This window comes from Flaviramulus sp. BrNp1-15 (genome assembly GCF_022259695.1).
In the GTDB taxonomy this organism is placed as follows: Bacteria; Bacteroidota; Bacteroidia; order Flavobacteriales; family Flavobacteriaceae; genus BrNp1-15.
In genome coordinates, this window is sequence record NZ_CP092099.1 from 699,721 (window position 1) to 718,129 (window position 18,409).

The following is an 18,409-nucleotide window of genomic DNA, read 5'->3' on the forward strand; positions in this document are numbered from 1 at the left end:
AAGACTGATAAGATTAAACAACTTGATGATAAATCGACGAAGTGACGGTTTTTCTCTTTAAACGTTCTAATCTTGATGTGTGAATCCGTTCTAAAATTGCATTTATCTCTTTAAACTTAGGTGTTAATTCAATTAAGTTGCCGTTGCTATTTGTGGTTAATTCTTTTTTGCAATGTCTGCAAGTATATTCTTTTACATGGTAAGTTACTTTTTTAGTTACTTGATAATCATGACCGAAGAGATTGCAGTACATCTTTGGGATTAATGTAGGTTTGTTAGTAGGATTTTTCATGGTTTGGGCAATTTGGTTGACATAAAGCTAAAAATAAAAATCTACTTATCGATAAAAAGTCAAATATTTTCGATGAAATACATAATTGTTTTCGATAAATCATTTTTATTTTCAATAAAACTCATGTGTCCATCAGGAAATTCTACTATTTCTACTTCAGTATTTTTTGTTTGATTAATTAAGGATTGGTAATCTAGAGCAGGATCTTTTTTTCCAATAATTATCATTTGTTTGTAGGTGTTATTTTGTAGTAACAACTTTCTGTCTTTTCTAATTTTCATACCTTCAAGTGCTGCTATAATACCTTGTTGAGGTGTTTTTTGAGCTTCTTCAATAATTTGTATAATATCTTTAGAAAAAAGCTTTCTGTTTTTTGGTCTAAATAAATTGGTGATAGAAAGTCTAATAAATATTTTATGATTTTGTTTTACAGCTAAAATTGCTCTATCTCTATTTTTTTTCTTTTCGTCTGTATCGGCACTAGCCGTAGAGTTCATTAAACAAAGCCCTTTTATTGTGTGGGGGTTTTTTTCCGCGAAAGCGAGAGCTACATAACCACCCATAGAATGTCCAATAAATGTGTAGCGTCTAATTCTAAGATGTTTTAATACAACTTCAACGGCTTCCGCCATAAGCTCCATAGAATGAATGTAGCCTAAGCAGCCTGTTTTTCCATGACCCAATAAATCAATGCAAATAACTTTATTTTTTTTTGATAGAGAAGAGATGAATGGTCGCCACATATTGCTGTTTTCTAAAAAGCCATGTAGCAGAACTACTGCACTACCTTTTCCTTCATATTCATAAAAAATGTCAATGCCTTTGTATTGTAAAATCATAATAATGCTATATTAGACAAAGATAAAATTGATGGATGAATAAAACTAAAGAAACCTTTGTGTTTGGCTTCGCTTTATTTGCTGGCTTTTTTGGAGCAGGTAATTTAATTTTACCTCCATTGTTAGGTTTTAAAGCAGGAGGAGATTGGTGGTTGGTAACTTTAGGTTTTATAATTTCTGCAACTATTATTCCTTTACTTGCTATTTTGGCTCATGCCAGATTGCAAGGTACTATGTTAGATTTTGGAAAAAAAGTATCACCTTTTTTTAGTTTAATATTTTGTCTTTGCATGTACGCTATAACTATTGCTTTACCATGTCCTCGAACAGCCGCTGTGGCACATGAAATGGCTATAGCATCTTATTTTGGAACTGGTGCATTACTTACAAGTGTATTATACTTTGCATTAGCATTTGTTTTTGTTATGAATAGGAATAAAGTGTTGAGTATATTGGGTAAATACTTAACACCTATAATTGTTTTAATAGTATTAGCTATTATTGTTGTTGGTGTGTTTTCTTCAGAAATTCAATTGAGTTCTTCGAATTTAGAACTACCATTAATTAGTGGGTTGCTTGAAGGCTATCAAACTTATGATGCAATGGCTGGTATGATAATGGGTGGCATTGTTTTAGTTTCTATTAATAATTCAAAAGCAAATATGACTTTTGGCGAGAAGAAGAAAATGGTTGCTAAATCTGGTTTTATAGCTATCATTGGGTTGTTTGTTATTTATGCTGGTTTAATTGCTGTTGGAGCTATATATAACACGCAATTTGACGTTAATATTTCAAGAACAGATCTTCTTTCTGGGTTAGCTACAAAAACTCTTGGTAGTATTGGGTCTGCTTTTTTGGCTGTTCTTGTTGCTTTGTCTTGTTTTACAACTGCGGTAGCAATTATTGTTAGTGTAGCAGATTTTTTTAAGGAATATTTTAAAAAATCTAAAATGGCTTATTTAATTACTACAATAATATGTTGCGTTGTTGGTGTTTTGGTTGGGCAAATGAATGTGAAGTATATTATAGATGTGGCTATTCCTGCCTTAATGTTTATTTATCCTATATGTATAGTTTTGATTTTATTGAATGTTTTACCTGAAAAATTTGCATCGAAACTAGTTTTTAGAGCAGTAGTTTTAATAACTTTTGTTTTTAGTATTCCGGATTTTTTAGGGTTTATTATACCTGCTGATTATTTAGAAAATATTAAATCAGTAATTCCTTTAGCTAGTCAAAACTTGGGTTGGATTTTGCCGGCTTTAATAGCTTTTATTTTAGTTAATTTATTTGAGAGATTTAAGAGTTAAGACTTCACTTTTTTAATTGCAGCAAAAGCTTTATCAACATATTCATCTTCAACCAAAATGGTAAACTCGTTAGTGGTAGAAATAACCTCGTAAAGTACAACACCTTCCCAAGCTAAGCGTTTAAAGAAGTGATAGTATAATCCGGCAATTTTAGAGTTGTCTTTTGGTAAGTTAATACTAATTGCAGATAAGCCATCTTGTACCGCTAAAAATGTTTCGTGTTTTAATTGATTTTCGATAAAATCTTTTAAGCTACTAGATATAATAATATTGCTTTCATGTATCCCTCTTGTAAACGTGTAAAATAATTTAGATTCTTGGTTTATTCTATCTAAAATTTTAGCATGATTATCAATAATAGTATCCGAATTCTTTACAGTAAAATCTGTTAAATTAGAACGTACAGTTATATCACCTAAATTCTGAATTACTCTTTTCATTTTCACAGAATTAGATAATGCCACAGGTGGATTGTAGCGTCTAAGCGCCATCATAATTGCTCCTGGTTTTACGTCCTTTTTTAGCATTTTACTTATGGGTTCTGTAAGTTCAATGGCTAAAGCACTAAAGTTGATAATATTTCTAGAAAGCGCCTCTTCTAAATAAGGTTGTGCTATTAAAATGTCTTCTACACAGTTAGATACAGTTTTCATGTTAATTATTTAACAATATGTGCAAAAATAAACATTTTTTTTAATAAACATAGGTAATAGATAAATGAGTTATAATTTTATCCTCAAATTAATGAAAATGAAGGTATTGAAATTTGGGGGGACATCTGTAGGTTCCGTGAAAAATATGTGCAACGTTAAGGATATAATTAACGATGGAGAGAAGAAAATAGTTGTGCTTTCGGCTATGTCGGGAACAACTAATCAATTAGTTGCTATAGCACTGGATATTTCTGATAATAAGCCAAATGAAGCTATAGACAAAATAAACAAGCTTCACGAATCGTATTTTCAGACCATAGATGAACTTTTGCTTAATAAAGGTTTAAATGAAGATGTTAAGGAATATGTTTCAGGTGTATTTAACTTTTTAGTAGAATGCACTTATAAGAATTTTTCTGAAACTTTAGAAAATCAAATAGTTGCTCAAGGTGAGTTGCTTTCAACATACATGTTTAATAGCTACTTAAAACAGGAGAATATAAATTCAGCATTATTACCTGCATTAAGTTTTATGCGTATTGATGAGTTTAAAGAACCAGACATTGATTATATAAAAAGTAAGTTTTCTGAGGTTTATAACGATACAGCAGATTCTAAAATTTATATTACTCAAGGGTTTATTTGTTTAGACGGTAATGATGAGATTTCAAATTTACAGCGAGGAGGAAGTGATTATACAGCAACTATTATTGGAGCTGCTATTAAAGCTGATGAGGTGCAAATTTGGACAGATATAGATGGGATGCATAATAATGATCCAAGGCATGTAGAAAACACAAAACCTATTTCAAATTTGTCGTTTGATGAGGCAGCAGAATTAGCATATTTTGGTGCAAAAATTTTGCACCCTCAAACCGTTACACCTGTTAGAGCAGATGGTATACCTGTGCGATTAAAAAACACAATGAATCCTGATGCTCATGGCACATTAATTTCCAATAGTACTTCTGAAAATGGTATAAAAGCTATAGCGGCTAAAGATAATATTACGGCAATAAAAATTAAATCTGCAAGAATGTTGCAGGCGCACGGTTTTTTAAAGAAGGTTTTTGAGATTTTTGAGACTTATAAAACATCTATCGATATGATTACAACATCTGAGGTAGCAGTTTCATTAACTATAGATGACGATAAAAACTTAGATAAAATTCTAGTTGAATTAGAAAAAATAGCGACTATAGAGGTTGATAATAATCAAAGTATTGTATGCTTAGTTGGGCATTCTGTAGTTAATCATCAAGATACCTATAAGTTGTTTCAAATATTACAAGATGTAAAAATCAGAATGATTTCTTATGGAGGTAGTAATAACAATATCTCTTTATTAATTAACTCAAAGGATAAAATAAAGACACTAGGCAAGCTAAACAACTATTTATTTGAATTAGTCACTCTGTAAATTGCAATTTTAGTGTTGTTTTAAAGGGTCGTTGTAAAAACGACCCTTTATAAGTTTATGAGTTCATAAGGTCTTCAATTTCATCAGCTTCAATAGGAATGTTTTGCATTAAATTAAATGGTTCACCAGTTTTCTGAATAACCACGTCATCTTCTAATCTAATACCAAAACCTTCGTCAGGAATATAAATTCCAGGTTCTACAGTAAATACCATATTTGCTTGCATAGGCTCAGTTAAAATACCGTAATCATGTGTGTCTAAACCAATATGGTGTGAAGTTCCATGCATGAAGTATTTTTTATAAGCAGGCCAATCAGGATTTTCATTTTTAACATCAGATTTATCTAACAAACCTAAACCTAAAAGTTCTGAGGTCATGATTTTTCCAACTTCAACATGATAATCTGCCCAAATAGTTCCGGGTGTTAACATTTTGGTAGCTTCATTTTTAACTCTGTTCACAGCATTATAAACATCTTTTTGTCTTTTTGTAAAAGTTCCTGAAATGGGGATGGTTCTGCTTAAGTCGCTTGAGTAATTAGCATATTCTGCAGCAACATCAAACAAGATTAAATCTCCTGCTTTACATTGTTGATTGTTTTCTATATAATGTAAAACATTAGCATTATTTCCTGATGCAATTATAGGTGTGTAAGCAAAACCTTTTGATCGATTGCGTAAAAATTCATGCATAAATTCTGCTTCAATTTCATATTCCCAAACGTTTGGTTTTACAAAACTTAATATGCGTCTAAAACCTTTTTCTGTAATGTTGCATGCATGCTGCATTAACTCAATTTCAATATCATCTTTTACAGAACGTAAACGTTGTAATATTGGGTTGCTTTTAGCAACAGCATGTGCAGGATATTTTTCTTTTAGCCATTTTGTAAAGCGGTCTTCTCTGGTTTCGGTTTCTACATTTGCTCTATAATGCTCGTTGGTGTTTATGTAAATGGTGTCGCATTGGGTCATGATTTCAAACATGATTTTTCCCATATCTTGTAACCAATAAACAGTTTTGATTCCGCTAGTTTTAAATGCGGCTTCTTTAGTTAATTTTTCGCCTTCCCAAATAGCGATATGTTCGTTAGTTTCTTTTAAAAATAAAATTTCTCGATGTTTTTCTTTCGGGCAATCAGGGAATAAAACCAGAATACTTTCCTCTTGATCTACACCACTTAGATAAAAAATATCTCGATGTTGTTCAAAAGGCATCGTGCTATCTGCACTTATAGGGTAAATATCATTAGAGTTAAAAATAGCTAAACTATTAGGTTTCATTTTAGCTGAAAATTTTGCTCTATTTTTTATAAATAGCTTATTGTCAATGGGTAAGTATTTCATGTTAAGAATGTATTAAGTTTGATAAATGTAATGAAACTAAATAATTCTTAGGTGATAATTCATTATATTTGATACTCTCTCGAAAATTTCATTCAAAAATATTGTGATTATGAAACCAAATCCACTTTTAAAAGTATTCTTTGTTTTATCGTATTTAGTACCTACATTAGTTATTAATGCTCAGATAGGGCTTAAAGAATTATCATTAGAGAAACAGATTCAAAATTCAAATACAGTTGTAGAAGGAAAGGTAAAATCAAAAAAATCCTTTTGGAATGCGCAGGATGGATTAATATATACAGCAAATACTATTGAAGTTTATAAAGTTTTTAAGGGAAAATCAGTATCTACTATAGATGTAATTACTTTAGGAGGAACAGTTGGTTTAAAGGCTTTAATAGCAAACCCAAGTTTAAAGCTTCAAGTAGGTGATATAGGTGTTTTTACATTAATAGAAAATGATGATTTATCACCAACTACCAAAAGTGATTCCGTTCTAAAACAATTTAAACCTTATGGTTCAATTCAGGGGTTTTACAAATACAATTTATATTCAGATGTAGCGGTAAATCCATTTAATAAAAAACAAGGTATAAAATCGTCTTTTTATAGTGAAATAATGTCTTTTATTAAAAAGCAATATGTTGAGGTTGAGGTTTTTGATGCTGTAAATAAAACTTCTGTATTTAATAAGGGAAGCTTGTTTGTGCCTTCGGGAATAGCCTTTTCGCCAACAACAGCATCAGCAGGAACCGGTACAGTGCTTACAATAACAGGTTCTGATTTTGGAGGAACAACAGGAACAGTTTGGTTTAGTAATGCTGATGATGGAGGAGCTACTTTTGTTAGTGCGTTAGGTACGCAAGTGTTGTCTTGGAGTGATACTCAAATTACAGTAGAAATACCATCAAATGCGGGAACAGGTCCTATTATGGTTGAAGATGCTGTTTCAGCAAGTGCTGTGTCTGCAGCTAGCTTAACAGTCTCTTATGCTGAAATAAATGTTATTTATGATGCTAATGGTACAATTCCTCCTGAAGCTTATCCAGTACAACATGTAGATATTAATGGTAGTGGTGGGTATACCTTGGAAATGTTTACAGATTTTTTCGATAACTCTGAGCATGATGGAGCAAAAGTTGCTTTTGAAAGTGCTCTAAATGAATGGGTTTGTCAATCAGGAGTCAATTGGGTAATTAGTGGTAGCGCCACATCTGTTGATATTGTAGATTATGAGAGTGATCCAACTGGGGCTAATGGAGCACCTGTTAATGTTATTCGTTTTGATAACGGTTCTGAATTAGATACAAATGTGTTAGGAGTATGTTATTCATGGTATTCTGGTTGTGGTGGTGCTGGAGGTATTGATTGGTATGTTGGTGAGATGGATATAGTTTTTGATAGTGAAACAAATTGGCATTTTGATACAGGATTACCTGAATTTAGTGAATATGATTTTCAAAGTGTAGCTCTACATGAATTGGGTCATGGACATCAGTTAGGTCATGTTATTGATGTGGTAAGTGATGGAGATAATTTAGATGATGTTATGCATTATGCAATTTCTAATAGTGAACAACAAAGAGTTTTAAGTGCAAATAATATAATAGCAGCTAATGATGTTCAAAGTAGAAGTACGAGTTTAATGGTTTGTGGTCAATCATTAATGACAGATGCTTCGTGTCCATTAAGTATTGCAGAGGAAGAATTAAAACAAGCAATTACATTATATCCAAATCCAGCTAGAAATGAGGTTTTTATTAAAAATGATTCGTTTATTAATTTAGATAAAGCTGTTATATATGATATTAGTGGAAGGTTAGTTTCTGAATATGACTTATCAAATACTGTAAGAACAAAACCTATTAGCTTAATAGGTGTTTCAAGAGGGATTTATTTTGTTAAAATTCACTCAGAAAGAGCTTTTGTAACTAAAAAAATTATTTTAGAATAATTTCAATTTTATTTCATAAAAAAAGGAGGTGTTTTAACATCTCCTTTTTTTTTTTTTGCTTAGCTAATACTAGTTATTTATTCATTGCATTTTTAATCACTCCTATAATAGCCATTAGTACACCGCCACCAACACCACCGCCAGCAACACTGCCTAAAATACTACTAAGGTCAAGACTTGTAGAAGCAGCAGCTGCTTCCGCTCCACCAAGACCAAGCATACCTAATAGGGAACCGCCAAGGCCTCCACCAAGAATTCCGACTACAGAATTCCATAAAGTTCCTAATGAGAATTTTTTCATTAACGATCCTGCTAGATTTCCACCAACAGCACCACTTACAAGTTGAATAATTAAAGGTAAATACTCTTCCATTTTATTTAATTTAATTAGTTAGTTTTATAAATTAACGAAAATATTATGAATTATTTAAAAAAATAACATATTAATTTTTATATATATAATTTTTAAGCTAATAAAATACCATATCATCAATTAGCATAAAATCTCTTTAAAATCATTCTAAATAACAAAACAAGACATTTCTTATTTGCCTATATATATATGCTAACTTACCTTTGTGTTTAAATAAATTAACTTCAAAAAAATGAGTGGATTTTTTAAATCTTCAATTGGAAGAAAAGTAGCTATGTCACTTTCCGCATTCTTCCTCATGTTTTTCTTAATTATACATTTAGCAGTAAATATTACATCGTTATTTAGTGCCAATTTGTTTAATGAAATGTCTCATTTCATGGGAACAAACCCTTTAGTACAATTCGCGTTACAACCAGTTTTAATTTTTGGTGTTGTGTTTCATTTTGTTATGGGATTTGTTTTAGAATTGAAAAACAAAAAAGCAAATGGTGTTAAGTATGCAAGAAATAATGGTGCTGCGAATTCTACTTGGATGAGCAGAAACATGATTTACAGCGGTTTAGTTGTATTAGCTTTTATTGTATTACACTTTATTGATTTTTGGATTCCTGAACTTAACACTAAATATGTTGTTGGTGATATGTCTGGAATGCACGATGGTAATTTTAGATACTATCATGAATTAGTAGAGAAATTCCATAACCCAATTAGAGTTGCGGCCTATGTTATAGCTTTTATATTATTAGGTTTACACTTAGCACATGGTTTCAAATCAGCTTTTCAATCAATGGGTGCATCAACTATTAGAAAAGAACGTTTACAAACTATTAGTAATATATATTCTGTAGTAATTCCATTAGGGTTTATAATTATAGCAGTTTATCATTACTTTAACCATTAATCTTAAATCGTATGACTTTAGATTCAAAAGTACCAAAAGGTCCAATTCAAGATAAATGGACAACATATAAAGATAAAATCAATCTTGTTAATCCTGCCAACAAACGTCATATAGATGTAATAGTTGTGGGTACAGGTTTAGCAGGAGGTTCGGCAGCAGCAACCTTAGCAGAATTAGGATATAATGTAAAAGCATTTTGTTATCAAGATTCTCCTCGACGAGCACATTCTATTGCAGCTCAAGGTGGTATTAATGCTGCGAAGAACTATCAAGGTGATGGAGATTCTACTTACCGATTGTTTTACGATACTGTAAAAGGAGGGGATTACCGCTCGCGTGAGGCAAACGTATATCGTTTAGCAGAAGTATCAGGAAATATAATTGATCAATGTGTCGCTCAAGGTGTTCCTTTTGCACGTGATTATGGTGGCTTATTAGATAATCGATCTTTTGGAGGTGTATTAGTTTCAAGAACTTTTTACGCTAAAGGGCAAACAGGACAGCAACTTTTATTAGGTGCATATTCTGCTATGAATCGTCAAATAGCTCGTGGTAAAATACAAATGTATAACCGTCACGAAATGTTAGACGTAGTTAAAGTTGATGGTAAAGCACGAGGTATAATTACAAGAAACTTAATTACAGGAGAAATTGAAAGACATTCAGCACATGCTGTAGTAATTGCATCAGGAGGGTATGGAAATGTATATTTCTTATCTACAAATGCTATGGGAAGTAATGTAACTGCCGGATGGAAAGTTCATAAAAAAGGAGCATATTTTGCCAACCCTTGTTATACACAAATCCATCCAACGTGTATTCCACGAAGTGGAGATTACCAGTCTAAATTAACTTTAATGTCTGAGTCTTTACGTAACGATGGACGTATATGGGTGCCAAAGAATATGGAAGATGTGATGGCAATTCGTGAAGGTCGTAAAAAACCAACGGAATTATCTGAAGATGAAAGAGATTATTATTTAGAGCGTCGTTATCCAGCCTTTGGAAACTTAGTACCTCGTGATGTAGCCTCAAGAGCTGCTAAAGAGCGTTGTGATGCTGGTTACGGTGTAAATGCAACAGGAGAAGCAGTGTATTTAGATTTTGCTGCAGCAATTGAGCGTTACGGGAAAGAGCAAGCTAAAATTTTAAATATTTCAAACCCTAGTAAAGAAAAAATCACTGAATTAGGAGAAAAAATTGTTGAGGCTAAATATGGTAACTTATTCCAAATGTATGAGAAGATAGTAGATCAAAATCCATACAAAACACCAATGATGATTTATCCTGCGGTACACTATACAATGGGAGGTGTTTGGGTTGATTATAACTTAATGACTACAATTCCTGGTTGCTACTGTATAGGTGAAGCAAATTTCTCAGATCACGGAGCTAACCGTCTTGGAGCTTCTGCTTTAATGCAAGGTTTAGCCGATGGATATTTTGTGTTACCATATACAATAGGTGATTATTTAGCCGATGATATTCGTACAGGAAAAATACCGACAGATACAAAAGAGTTTGATGAAGCTGAAAAAGACGTGACAGATAGAATTAACTTTTTTATTAACAATAAAGGCACAAAATCTGTAGATTATTTCCATAAGAAATTAGGGAAAATTATGTGGGATAAATGTGGAATGTCTAGAAATGAGCAAGGATTAAAAGAGGCTATTGAAGATATTTCTAAGCTGCGTGCAGAATTTTGGAAAGATGTTTCGGTTCCAGGAGGAGATAAAGAGTTTAATGAAGAATTAGCCAAAGCAGGTCGTGTTGCAGATTTCTTAGAATTAGGAGAGTTGTTTGCTAAAGATGCATTACAACGAGAAGAGTCTGCAGGAGGTCATTTTAGAGAAGAGTACCAAACCCAAGAAGGAGAAGCTAAACGTAGAAAAGAGTTTCAATATGTTTCGGCTTGGGAATATAAAGGAGAACCCAAAGAAGCCATATTACATATAGAAGATTTGGTTTATGAAAATATTGAAGTTAAAGAAAGAAGTTACAAATAAAAAGACGCTATGAATTTAACACTTAAAATTTGGAGACAAAAAGACTCAGATGCAAAGGGTCAAATGGTAGATTATAAAGTTACTGAAATTTCAGAGCATATGTCCTTTTTAGAAATGATGGATGTTTTAAATGAACAATTAGTAAACTCTGGCGAAGAACCTGTAGCTTTTGATCATGATTGTAGAGAAGGGATATGCGGTATGTGCTCCATGTATATTAATGGAGAGGCACATGGACCAGATAGAGGTATTACCACTTGCCAGTTACACATGAGAATGTTTAAAGACGGAGATACTATTACGATAGAACCTTTTAGAGCAGCAGCTTTTCCAGTAATAAAAGATTTAGTTGTTGATAGAACAGCTTTTGATAGAATTCAACATGCAGGGGGTTACATTTCTGTAAACACTTCGGGTAATACACAAGATGCTAATAATATTCCAATTTCTAAACATGCAGCAGATGAAGCTATGGATGCTGCAACATGTATTGGATGTGGAGCTTGTGTAGCAACTTGTAAAAATTCATCAGCAATGTTATTTGTAGGAGCTAAAGTATCTCAATATGCACTATTACCTCAAGGACAAATTGAAGCTGCAGATCGTGTTAAAAATATGGTAGCACAAATGGATTTGGAAGGTTTTGGTAACTGTACAAATACAGGAGCTTGCGAGATTGAATGTCCTAAAGGAATTTCATTAGAAAATATTGCTCGTATGAATAGAGAGCTTATGAAAGCTTCTATTTAAGAAAAATAGTATATTTCAAAATATATAAACTCATGTCATTAATCGAAATGACATGAGTTTTTTGCTTTATAAAAGATTGAATTTGTATATTTATTTTCTGCATTTTTATAATATAAATTCAAAAGAATAAAAAATTCAATATTTATTTTATGGCTAAATCCTTTTTTTACAGTGTTTTATTTTGTTTTCTTTTTACTATTAAGGGCTTCGCTCAAGGAGATTTAAGCACATGTTTGTTTTCAGATGTAGAATTACTAAAGCATGTTAAGTCATTATCATCTGATACTTTTGAAGGTAGACGTACAGGAACTAAAGGAAGTTTAAAGGCTAAAAAATATATTATTAACCAGTTTAATACATTAGATGTGCATCCACTAGCTAAAGAATACAACCAAAGTTTCACATTTACTCATAAACGAAATTTTTATCAAGCCTCTAATATTCTGGGAATAGTTAAGGGAATAGAATTACCTGAGAAGTATATTGTTATTAGCGCACATTATGACCATGAGGGTATTAAAAATAATACAATTTATAATGGAGCAGATGATAATGCATCGGGATTAAGTGCATTATTTGCTTTTGCTGAATATTTTAAAAATAATCCACCTAAACATTCTGTTATTTTAGCTGCTTTTGATGCAGAAGAATTAGGAATAAGAGGTTCTAAATATTTTGTAAACAATCCTATAATACCTTCAAAGAATATTGTTGTAAACTTAAACATGGATATGATAAGCAGAAGTAAAAAAAATGAATTATTTGTGGTTGGTGCTTCCGAAAATAAAAGATTCAATTATATTATTAAGAGTATGAATTCATCTAATAAAATTAAACTTTTAATAGGGCACGATGGATATGATGGATTAGATAATTGGACTTATGCTTCAGACCATGTTAATTTTTATAAAAAGGGTATTCCTTTTTTATATTTTGGAGTTGAAGACCACAAAGATTACCATGAACCAACAGATGATTATGAAAATATTCATCCAGAATTTTATATAGAAGCTGTAAAGAAAATTATTTCAGTTTTTGAAAAAATTGATACTTCTAAATTTTAAAAATCAGTTTCTCATAGTTTTATTCGGTTAATAACATAAACGTACCTTCAACTAAAATATCTCTATTTTTTAAATTGGAAGTATTAAGTACTTCAATAAAATCTTCAGTTTGATTTCCTATTTCTAATTTTACTTTTTCAAAAGTGTAATTATCAGTTTTATTATTTAGTACTAAAGCAAAATAATTGCCTTCAAATTCAGCAATTGCATCTTTAGGGAATGCAAAACTATTTTTAGAATCGGTTATAATTTCGGCTTCTACAAACATTCCTACAATAAAGTTGGCTTGTTTTTCATCATCGATATGTGCGTGCACTTTCACTGTTCTATCAGTTTCGTCAATGGTTGTACCAACTAAATGCACATCTGCCTCAAAAGTTTTATTGGAAGCTTCAGGAATTTTAAATTCAATTTTTTGACCTTTTTTAATGTTTAAAATGTCTTTTTCAAAAACCGATAATTCTAAATGAATATGATTAGTATCTACAATTTCTAAAATAGTGTCAGCAGGAGAAACGTAAGTTCCGTTACTTACATTTACTTTAGTAATAAATCCTTCAATTGGCGCATATAAATTAATTTTTGAAGTGATTTTACCTTGTTCTACTGAAGATGGATTAATATTCATCATAGTTAACTTTTTACGTAAGCCATTATATTGTGCTAAACTACTTTTATATGTGCTTTCTGCTTTTAAAAAGTTTTTTTGTGAGGTAATATTTTCTTTAAAAAGTGTTTGCTGTCTTTCAAATTCAGATTTTAGATAATTCAATTGTTCTGCAACTTCTAAATATTGTTGTTGTATTTCAACAAATTCAGGGTTTTCAAGCGTTACTAATAATTGTCCTTTTCTTACTTTATCACCAACTAACAAAGGCGTTTTAGTAATGTATCCGCCCAAAAATGTGCTAACACTAGCTTTGTTGTGTGGAGGAACATCAATCATTCCATTGGTTTTTATTGTTTGATTAAATGTGTGTTCCGTAAGTTTTCCAAGGCGCATTTTTTCGCCTTCAAACTGCGACGTAGTAACTACAATTTCATTTGTGCTTTCTATAGCTTCATGAGTAGTTTCATCACTTTTTTCTGAATTTCCGCAAGCCACTAAAACCAGAGAGAAAAGTAAGTTATATATATGTTTCATTTTTATTTAATTTATAAGATTAGATAATTGATTGCAATAATGGTTTGGTTGTATTTGTTGAGGTTGTCGAGATAGGTTAACTCAATATCTTTTGCGGTTTCTATACTTTGTATGTATTGAAAAAAGTCGATTTCACCTGCTTTAAAAGTACGTTCAGCAGTTTTTATGATTTCTTCGGAAAGTGTTTTTCCTTGTGTTTCATAATAGTTAATAGCTTCATTGTATTGCTGAAGTTTTGCCAATAATACTTTGTGTTCTGCATTCAATTTGACTTTGTAATCCTGTTGTTGTTCAAAAACGATTTCTTGAGCAATTTTTGATGCTTTTATTTTTGATGCATTACCACTAAAAAATAAAGGGATTTTCAGACCAAATTGATAGCCTTTAATAGTTGCGTTCAAGTTGCTATTTGAACCTTGAAAATACTCTACGCTTAAATCTGGAAGTAGATTTTGTATCTCTTTTTGATTTAATGCTTTGTAGTAATTTTTAGAGTCTTCAAAGTATAAGAGTCCAATATTTTTTTCGGTTGAAATGGATTGCAATTCCAATTTCACCAAAGCTTCATCAATTACAGATAAACTATCTACTTGAACTACTTTTTTCAACTGTTCTGTAATCAAAACAACCTCTTGTTTGGCTTGCTTATAAAAAGTTTCTAACTGCTTTTGTTTAGATTTTGCAGTTATCATTTCTAAATAATTAGTTTCACCTAATTCAAAACGGCGTTCTGCTGCTTTTGCAAAATTTTGATATAAACTATCTAAATATTGAAATCTCTTTACTTTGTTTTTCGCGTAACTTAAATCGTAATACGCTAAATAAACATCACGTTTTAAAGTTTGTAACCTAATATTGTAGCTAGATTTTTGAACTTTATGTTGTGCTTTATTTACCTTCTTTTCAGCAAAATACAATGTTGGGAATTTAAAGTCTTGTGCGATTCCAAATACTTTTAAAGGCTCATTATTTATAGCTAAATTATTCTCATCATAATTGTAGTACAAAGATGTTTTATCAAAACTGAAAGCACTTCCAATTAAGGCATTTGCTTCATCAATTTTTAAAGATGATGCTTTTAAATCTGCATTATTTTCTATCGCTAGATTCATTGTTTCATCAATAGTCAAAGGTTTATGTTGTGCATTCATTGTATATGAAAACAGTATAATTACCACTGAAACGATTCCTTTTTTGTTCATTTTTAATTTCGTTTTTTCTTCAAACCAAGCATATAAAACGGGCAATACAACTAGGGTTAATATTGTTGCTGTTATCAATCCGCCAATAACAACTGTTGCTAAAGGGCGTTGCACTTCGGCTCCCGCATTTGTTGAAATAGCCATTGGTAAGAAACCTAAAGCAGCAGCAGCTGCAGTTAATAACACTGGGCGTAAACGTTCAATTGTTCCTTTTTTAATGCGTTCTTCAATATCAGTAACACCATGTTCTTTAAGTTCTTTAAAATGCTCAATTAACACAATGCCGTTTAATACTGCAATTCCGAAAAGCGCAATAAAACCAACACCTGCAGAAATACTAAAAGGTAAATCTCTAAGCCATAGTAATAAAATACCGCCAACAGCAGATAATGGAATTGCAGAGTACACCATAAGTGCTTCTTTAATAGAACCAAAAGCAAAATGCAGCAAAATAAAAATGAGAACCAATGCAATTGGTACTGCAACCATTAATCGTGCTTTTGCACTTTGGAGATTTTCAAATTGACCACCATAAGAAATAGTATAACCTGTTGGTAATTTTACTTTACTTTCAATAATGGATTGAACATCATCTACAACCGATTGTAAATCTCTATTTCTAACATTAATGCCAACTACAATACGACGTTTGGTGTCATCTCTAGAAATTTTTGCTGGACCAGTTGTGTATTTAATTTCTGCCAATTCACTTAATGGAATTTTTGTTCCACTTGGTGTATCTACATATAAATTTTGAAGACTTTCTAAATTTTTTCGATGAGCTTCATCTAACCGAATAACTAAATCAAAGCGTTTTTCGCCTTCAAAAACACTTCCCACTGTTCCACCAGCGAATCCCATAGAAATCACTTGGTTTAAATCGGCAATATTTAAGCCATAACGTGCTATTTTACTTCGGTTATAATTCACACTCATTTGAGGTAAGCCTTCAACTTTTTCAATAATGATATCTGATGCGCCTTGAACTTTTTGAATGAGTAATTTTATTTCATTTGCTTTATTTGCTAAAACAGATAAATCTTCGCCAAATATTTTGATAGCAACATCTGCTCTAACTCCAGTAATTAGTTCGTTAAAACGCATTTCGATTGGTTGGGTAAATTCAACTTCCATACCTGGAATTACTGTTAGAGCTTCTTTAAACTTATCGGCTAATTCGTCTTTGCTTTTTGCTGATGTCCATTCTTTTTTTGGCTTTAATTTGATGATAACATCACTTTCTTCCATAGACATTGGGTCTGTTGGAACTTCTGCTGCACCAATTCTACTTACTACTTGATCTACTTCAGGAAAATTATCTAAGAGTATTTGTTCAATTTTCGTAGTAATTTCAATGGTCTTGCTTAATGAGGTGCCTGTTTTTAAAACGGGTTGAATTACAAAATCACCTTCGTCTAACGTTGGCACAAATTCTCCACCCATTCTGCTAAAAACCCATAAACTTACTGCCAATAGAATTATTGAAAGTGATATCACAGTCTTTTTATAATGCAATGCCCAATGTATTGTGGGTTCATACATTTTTTTTAAAAAATTCATTAATCGTACTGAAACGTTCTTATTACTTTGTTTGTCTGGTTTTAAGAACATTGAGGAAATTACGGGAACGTATGTTAAGCAAAATAACATGGCTCCAATTAATGCGAAGCTGAAAGTTAATGCCATAGGTTTAAACATTTTTCCTTCTACTCCACTTAGTGATAAAATTGGTATAAAAACTATGAGAATGATAAGTTGCCCAAAAATAGCAGAGTTCATCATTTTAGATGTACTTTTAAGCGTGATAGCATCTACATTTGCTTGTAGTTCTTTTTTTGATAAGGACTTTGTTTTAACAACTTGAGCTGTAATTTGAAATGCAATAAACTCTACTATAATAACTGCTCCATCAATGATAATTCCAAAATCGATTGCACCTAAACTCATTAGGTTGGCGTCTATTCCGAATATATTCATTAGTGAAATTGCAAACAATAAACTTAAAGGTATTACTGAGGCAACCACCAAACCAGAACGAAGATTTCCTAATAATAAAACCACTACAAATATTACGATAAGTGATCCAAATATTAAGTTTTCGGCTACTGTAAAAGTGGTTTTGCCAATCAGTTCACTTCGTTCTAAAAAACCATTAATATAAACACCTTCTGGCAACGTATTTTGAATAGAAGCGACGCGTTCTTTAACAGCATCAATAACCTGTTTTGAGTTGCCACCTTTTAGCATCATAACCTGTCCGAGAACTTTTTCCCCTTCGCCATTTCCTGTGATGGCTCCAAATCGAGTTGCACTACCAAAACCAACTTTAGCAATATCTTTTATATAAACTGGTAAGCCTTCATTTTTTACAACAATATTTTCAATATCCGAAAGAGTAGATACTAAGCCTTCTCCACGAATAAAAAAGGATTTGTTTGTTTTTTCAATATAGCCACCACCAGCAACACTATTATTTTTTTCTAAAGCATTATAAATATCAGAAATAGCAATATTCATTGCTTTTAATTTCTGTGGATTTATAGCAACTTCGTACTGTTTTAAAAATCCGCCCCAAGTATTTACTTCAACAACTCCAGAAATTCCAGAGAGCTGGCGTTTCACAATCCAATCTTGAATGGTACGCAATTCGGTTGCAGAATAACGATTTTCGTAACCTGGTTTTACATCTAAAATGTATTGGTAAATTTCACCTAAACCTGTGGTTATTGGGCCCATTTCTGGAGACCCAAAACCTTGAGGGATTTTTTCGGAAGCCGATTTTATTTTTTCAGCAATTAGCTGTCTTGGTAAATAGGTTCCTAAATTGTCCTCAAAAACAATTGTAACAACCGAAAGACCAAATTTTGAAACCGAACGAATTTCTACAACTCCTGGTAAATTAGCCATTTCTAATTCAACAGGATACGTAATAAATTGTTCTACATCCTGAGTTGACAAATTTCGAGATGTCGTAATAACTTGTACTTGGTTATTGGTAATATCTGGAACTGCCCCAATTGGTATTTGGGTTAATGAAAAAATTCCGAAGCCAACAACAGAAGCTATAAAAAGTAGAATAACAAGCTTATTTTTTAAGCTGAATTTTATAAATTTCTCTAACATGATTCATATATAAAAACGTTTTAA

The 18,409-nt window shown here is 31.7% G+C and carries 14 protein-coding genes; 7 read left to right on the top strand and 7 right to left on the bottom strand.

Translation table 11 applies throughout. The annotated features are described in order from the left end of the window. Positions 1–13: 13 nt before the first annotated feature. Both MBM09_RS03030 and MBM09_RS03035 read right to left on the bottom strand, forming a co-directional pair. Entirely contained in the window at positions 14–292 is a 279-nt protein-coding gene (locus MBM09_RS03030; RefSeq protein ID WP_238675379.1) for a hypothetical protein, read from the bottom strand. A gap of 59 nt (positions 293–351) precedes the next feature. Then, positions 352–1,131, bottom strand: coding sequence for an alpha/beta hydrolase (locus MBM09_RS03035; RefSeq protein ID WP_238675380.1), 780 nt, complete (start codon positions 1,129–1,131; stop codon positions 352–354). 35 nt (positions 1,132–1,166) lie between these two features. Between MBM09_RS03035 and brnQ the strand changes: the two genes are divergently transcribed. Next, a complete protein-coding gene (brnQ, locus tag MBM09_RS03040; RefSeq protein ID WP_238675381.1) occupies positions 1,167–2,441 on the top strand; it encodes a branched-chain amino acid transport system II carrier protein in 1,275 nt (424 codons plus the stop codon). On the opposite strand, the gene MBM09_RS03045 is transcribed toward brnQ, so the two are convergent. Further along, complete coding sequence (locus MBM09_RS03045; RefSeq protein ID WP_238675382.1) at positions 2,438–3,094, bottom strand: hypothetical protein; 657 nt, start codon at positions 3,092–3,094, stop codon at positions 2,438–2,440. The genes brnQ and MBM09_RS03045 overlap by 4 nt on opposite strands. 97 nt (positions 3,095–3,191) lie before the next feature. Between MBM09_RS03045 and MBM09_RS03050 the strand changes: the two genes are divergently transcribed. Beyond that, positions 3,192–4,514 (top strand): aspartate kinase, encoded by a 1,323-nt coding sequence (locus MBM09_RS03050; RefSeq protein ID WP_238675383.1) that lies wholly within the window; start codon positions 3,192–3,194, stop codon positions 4,512–4,514. A gap of 55 nt (positions 4,515–4,569) precedes the next feature. On the opposite strand, the gene MBM09_RS03055 is transcribed toward MBM09_RS03050, so the two are convergent. Then, positions 4,570–5,862 carry an aminopeptidase P family protein gene (locus MBM09_RS03055; RefSeq protein WP_238675384.1) on the bottom strand — a complete coding sequence of 431 codons (1,293 nt, stop codon included), beginning with the start codon at positions 5,860–5,862 and terminating at the stop codon, positions 4,570–4,572. Between the two features lie 109 nt (positions 5,863–5,971). Here MBM09_RS03055 and MBM09_RS03060 point away from each other — a divergent pair, with 109 nt between their 5' ends. Beyond that, positions 5,972–7,816 (top strand): T9SS type A sorting domain-containing protein, encoded by a 1,845-nt coding sequence (locus MBM09_RS03060; RefSeq protein WP_238675385.1) that lies wholly within the window; start codon positions 5,972–5,974, stop codon positions 7,814–7,816. A gap of 73 nt (positions 7,817–7,889) precedes the next feature. Here MBM09_RS03060 and MBM09_RS03065 read toward each other — a convergent pair whose 3' ends face one another. Continuing rightward, a complete protein-coding gene (locus MBM09_RS03065; RefSeq protein ID WP_238675386.1) occupies positions 7,890–8,117 on the bottom strand; it encodes a hypothetical protein in 228 nt (75 codons plus the stop codon). Between the two features lie 304 nt (positions 8,118–8,421). Here MBM09_RS03065 and MBM09_RS03070 point away from each other — a divergent pair, with 304 nt between their 5' ends. The 4 genes from MBM09_RS03070 to MBM09_RS03085 all read left to right on the top strand — a co-directional run bounded on the left by MBM09_RS03070 (position 8,422) and on the right by MBM09_RS03085 (position 12,916). Then, positions 8,422–9,093 carry a succinate dehydrogenase cytochrome b subunit gene (locus MBM09_RS03070; RefSeq protein ID WP_238675387.1) on the top strand — a complete coding sequence of 224 codons (672 nt, stop codon included), beginning with the start codon at positions 8,422–8,424 and terminating at the stop codon, positions 9,091–9,093. An 11-nt stretch (positions 9,094–9,104) separates the two neighbouring features. Continuing rightward, complete coding sequence (locus tag MBM09_RS03075) at positions 9,105–11,102, top strand: fumarate reductase/succinate dehydrogenase flavoprotein subunit (RefSeq protein ID WP_238675388.1); 1,998 nt, start codon at positions 9,105–9,107, stop codon at positions 11,100–11,102. A gap of 9 nt (positions 11,103–11,111) precedes the next feature. Continuing rightward, complete coding sequence (locus MBM09_RS03080) at positions 11,112–11,852, top strand: succinate dehydrogenase/fumarate reductase iron-sulfur subunit (RefSeq protein ID WP_238675389.1); 741 nt, start codon at positions 11,112–11,114, stop codon at positions 11,850–11,852. Positions 11,853–12,001: 149 nt separating this feature from the next. Then, entirely contained in the window at positions 12,002–12,916 is a 915-nt protein-coding gene (locus MBM09_RS03085; RefSeq protein WP_238675390.1) for a M28 family peptidase, read from the top strand. A gap of 19 nt (positions 12,917–12,935) precedes the next feature. Here MBM09_RS03085 and MBM09_RS03090 read toward each other — a convergent pair whose 3' ends face one another. Both MBM09_RS03090 and MBM09_RS03095 read right to left on the bottom strand, forming a co-directional pair. Further along, positions 12,936–14,060, bottom strand: coding sequence for an efflux RND transporter periplasmic adaptor subunit (locus MBM09_RS03090; RefSeq protein ID WP_238675391.1), 1,125 nt, complete (start codon positions 14,058–14,060; stop codon positions 12,936–12,938). Positions 14,061–14,071: 11 nt separating this feature from the next. Then, a complete protein-coding gene (locus MBM09_RS03095; RefSeq protein WP_238675392.1) occupies positions 14,072–18,385 on the bottom strand; it encodes a CusA/CzcA family heavy metal efflux RND transporter in 4,314 nt (1,437 codons plus the stop codon). Between the last annotated feature and the right edge of the window lie 24 nt (positions 18,386–18,409).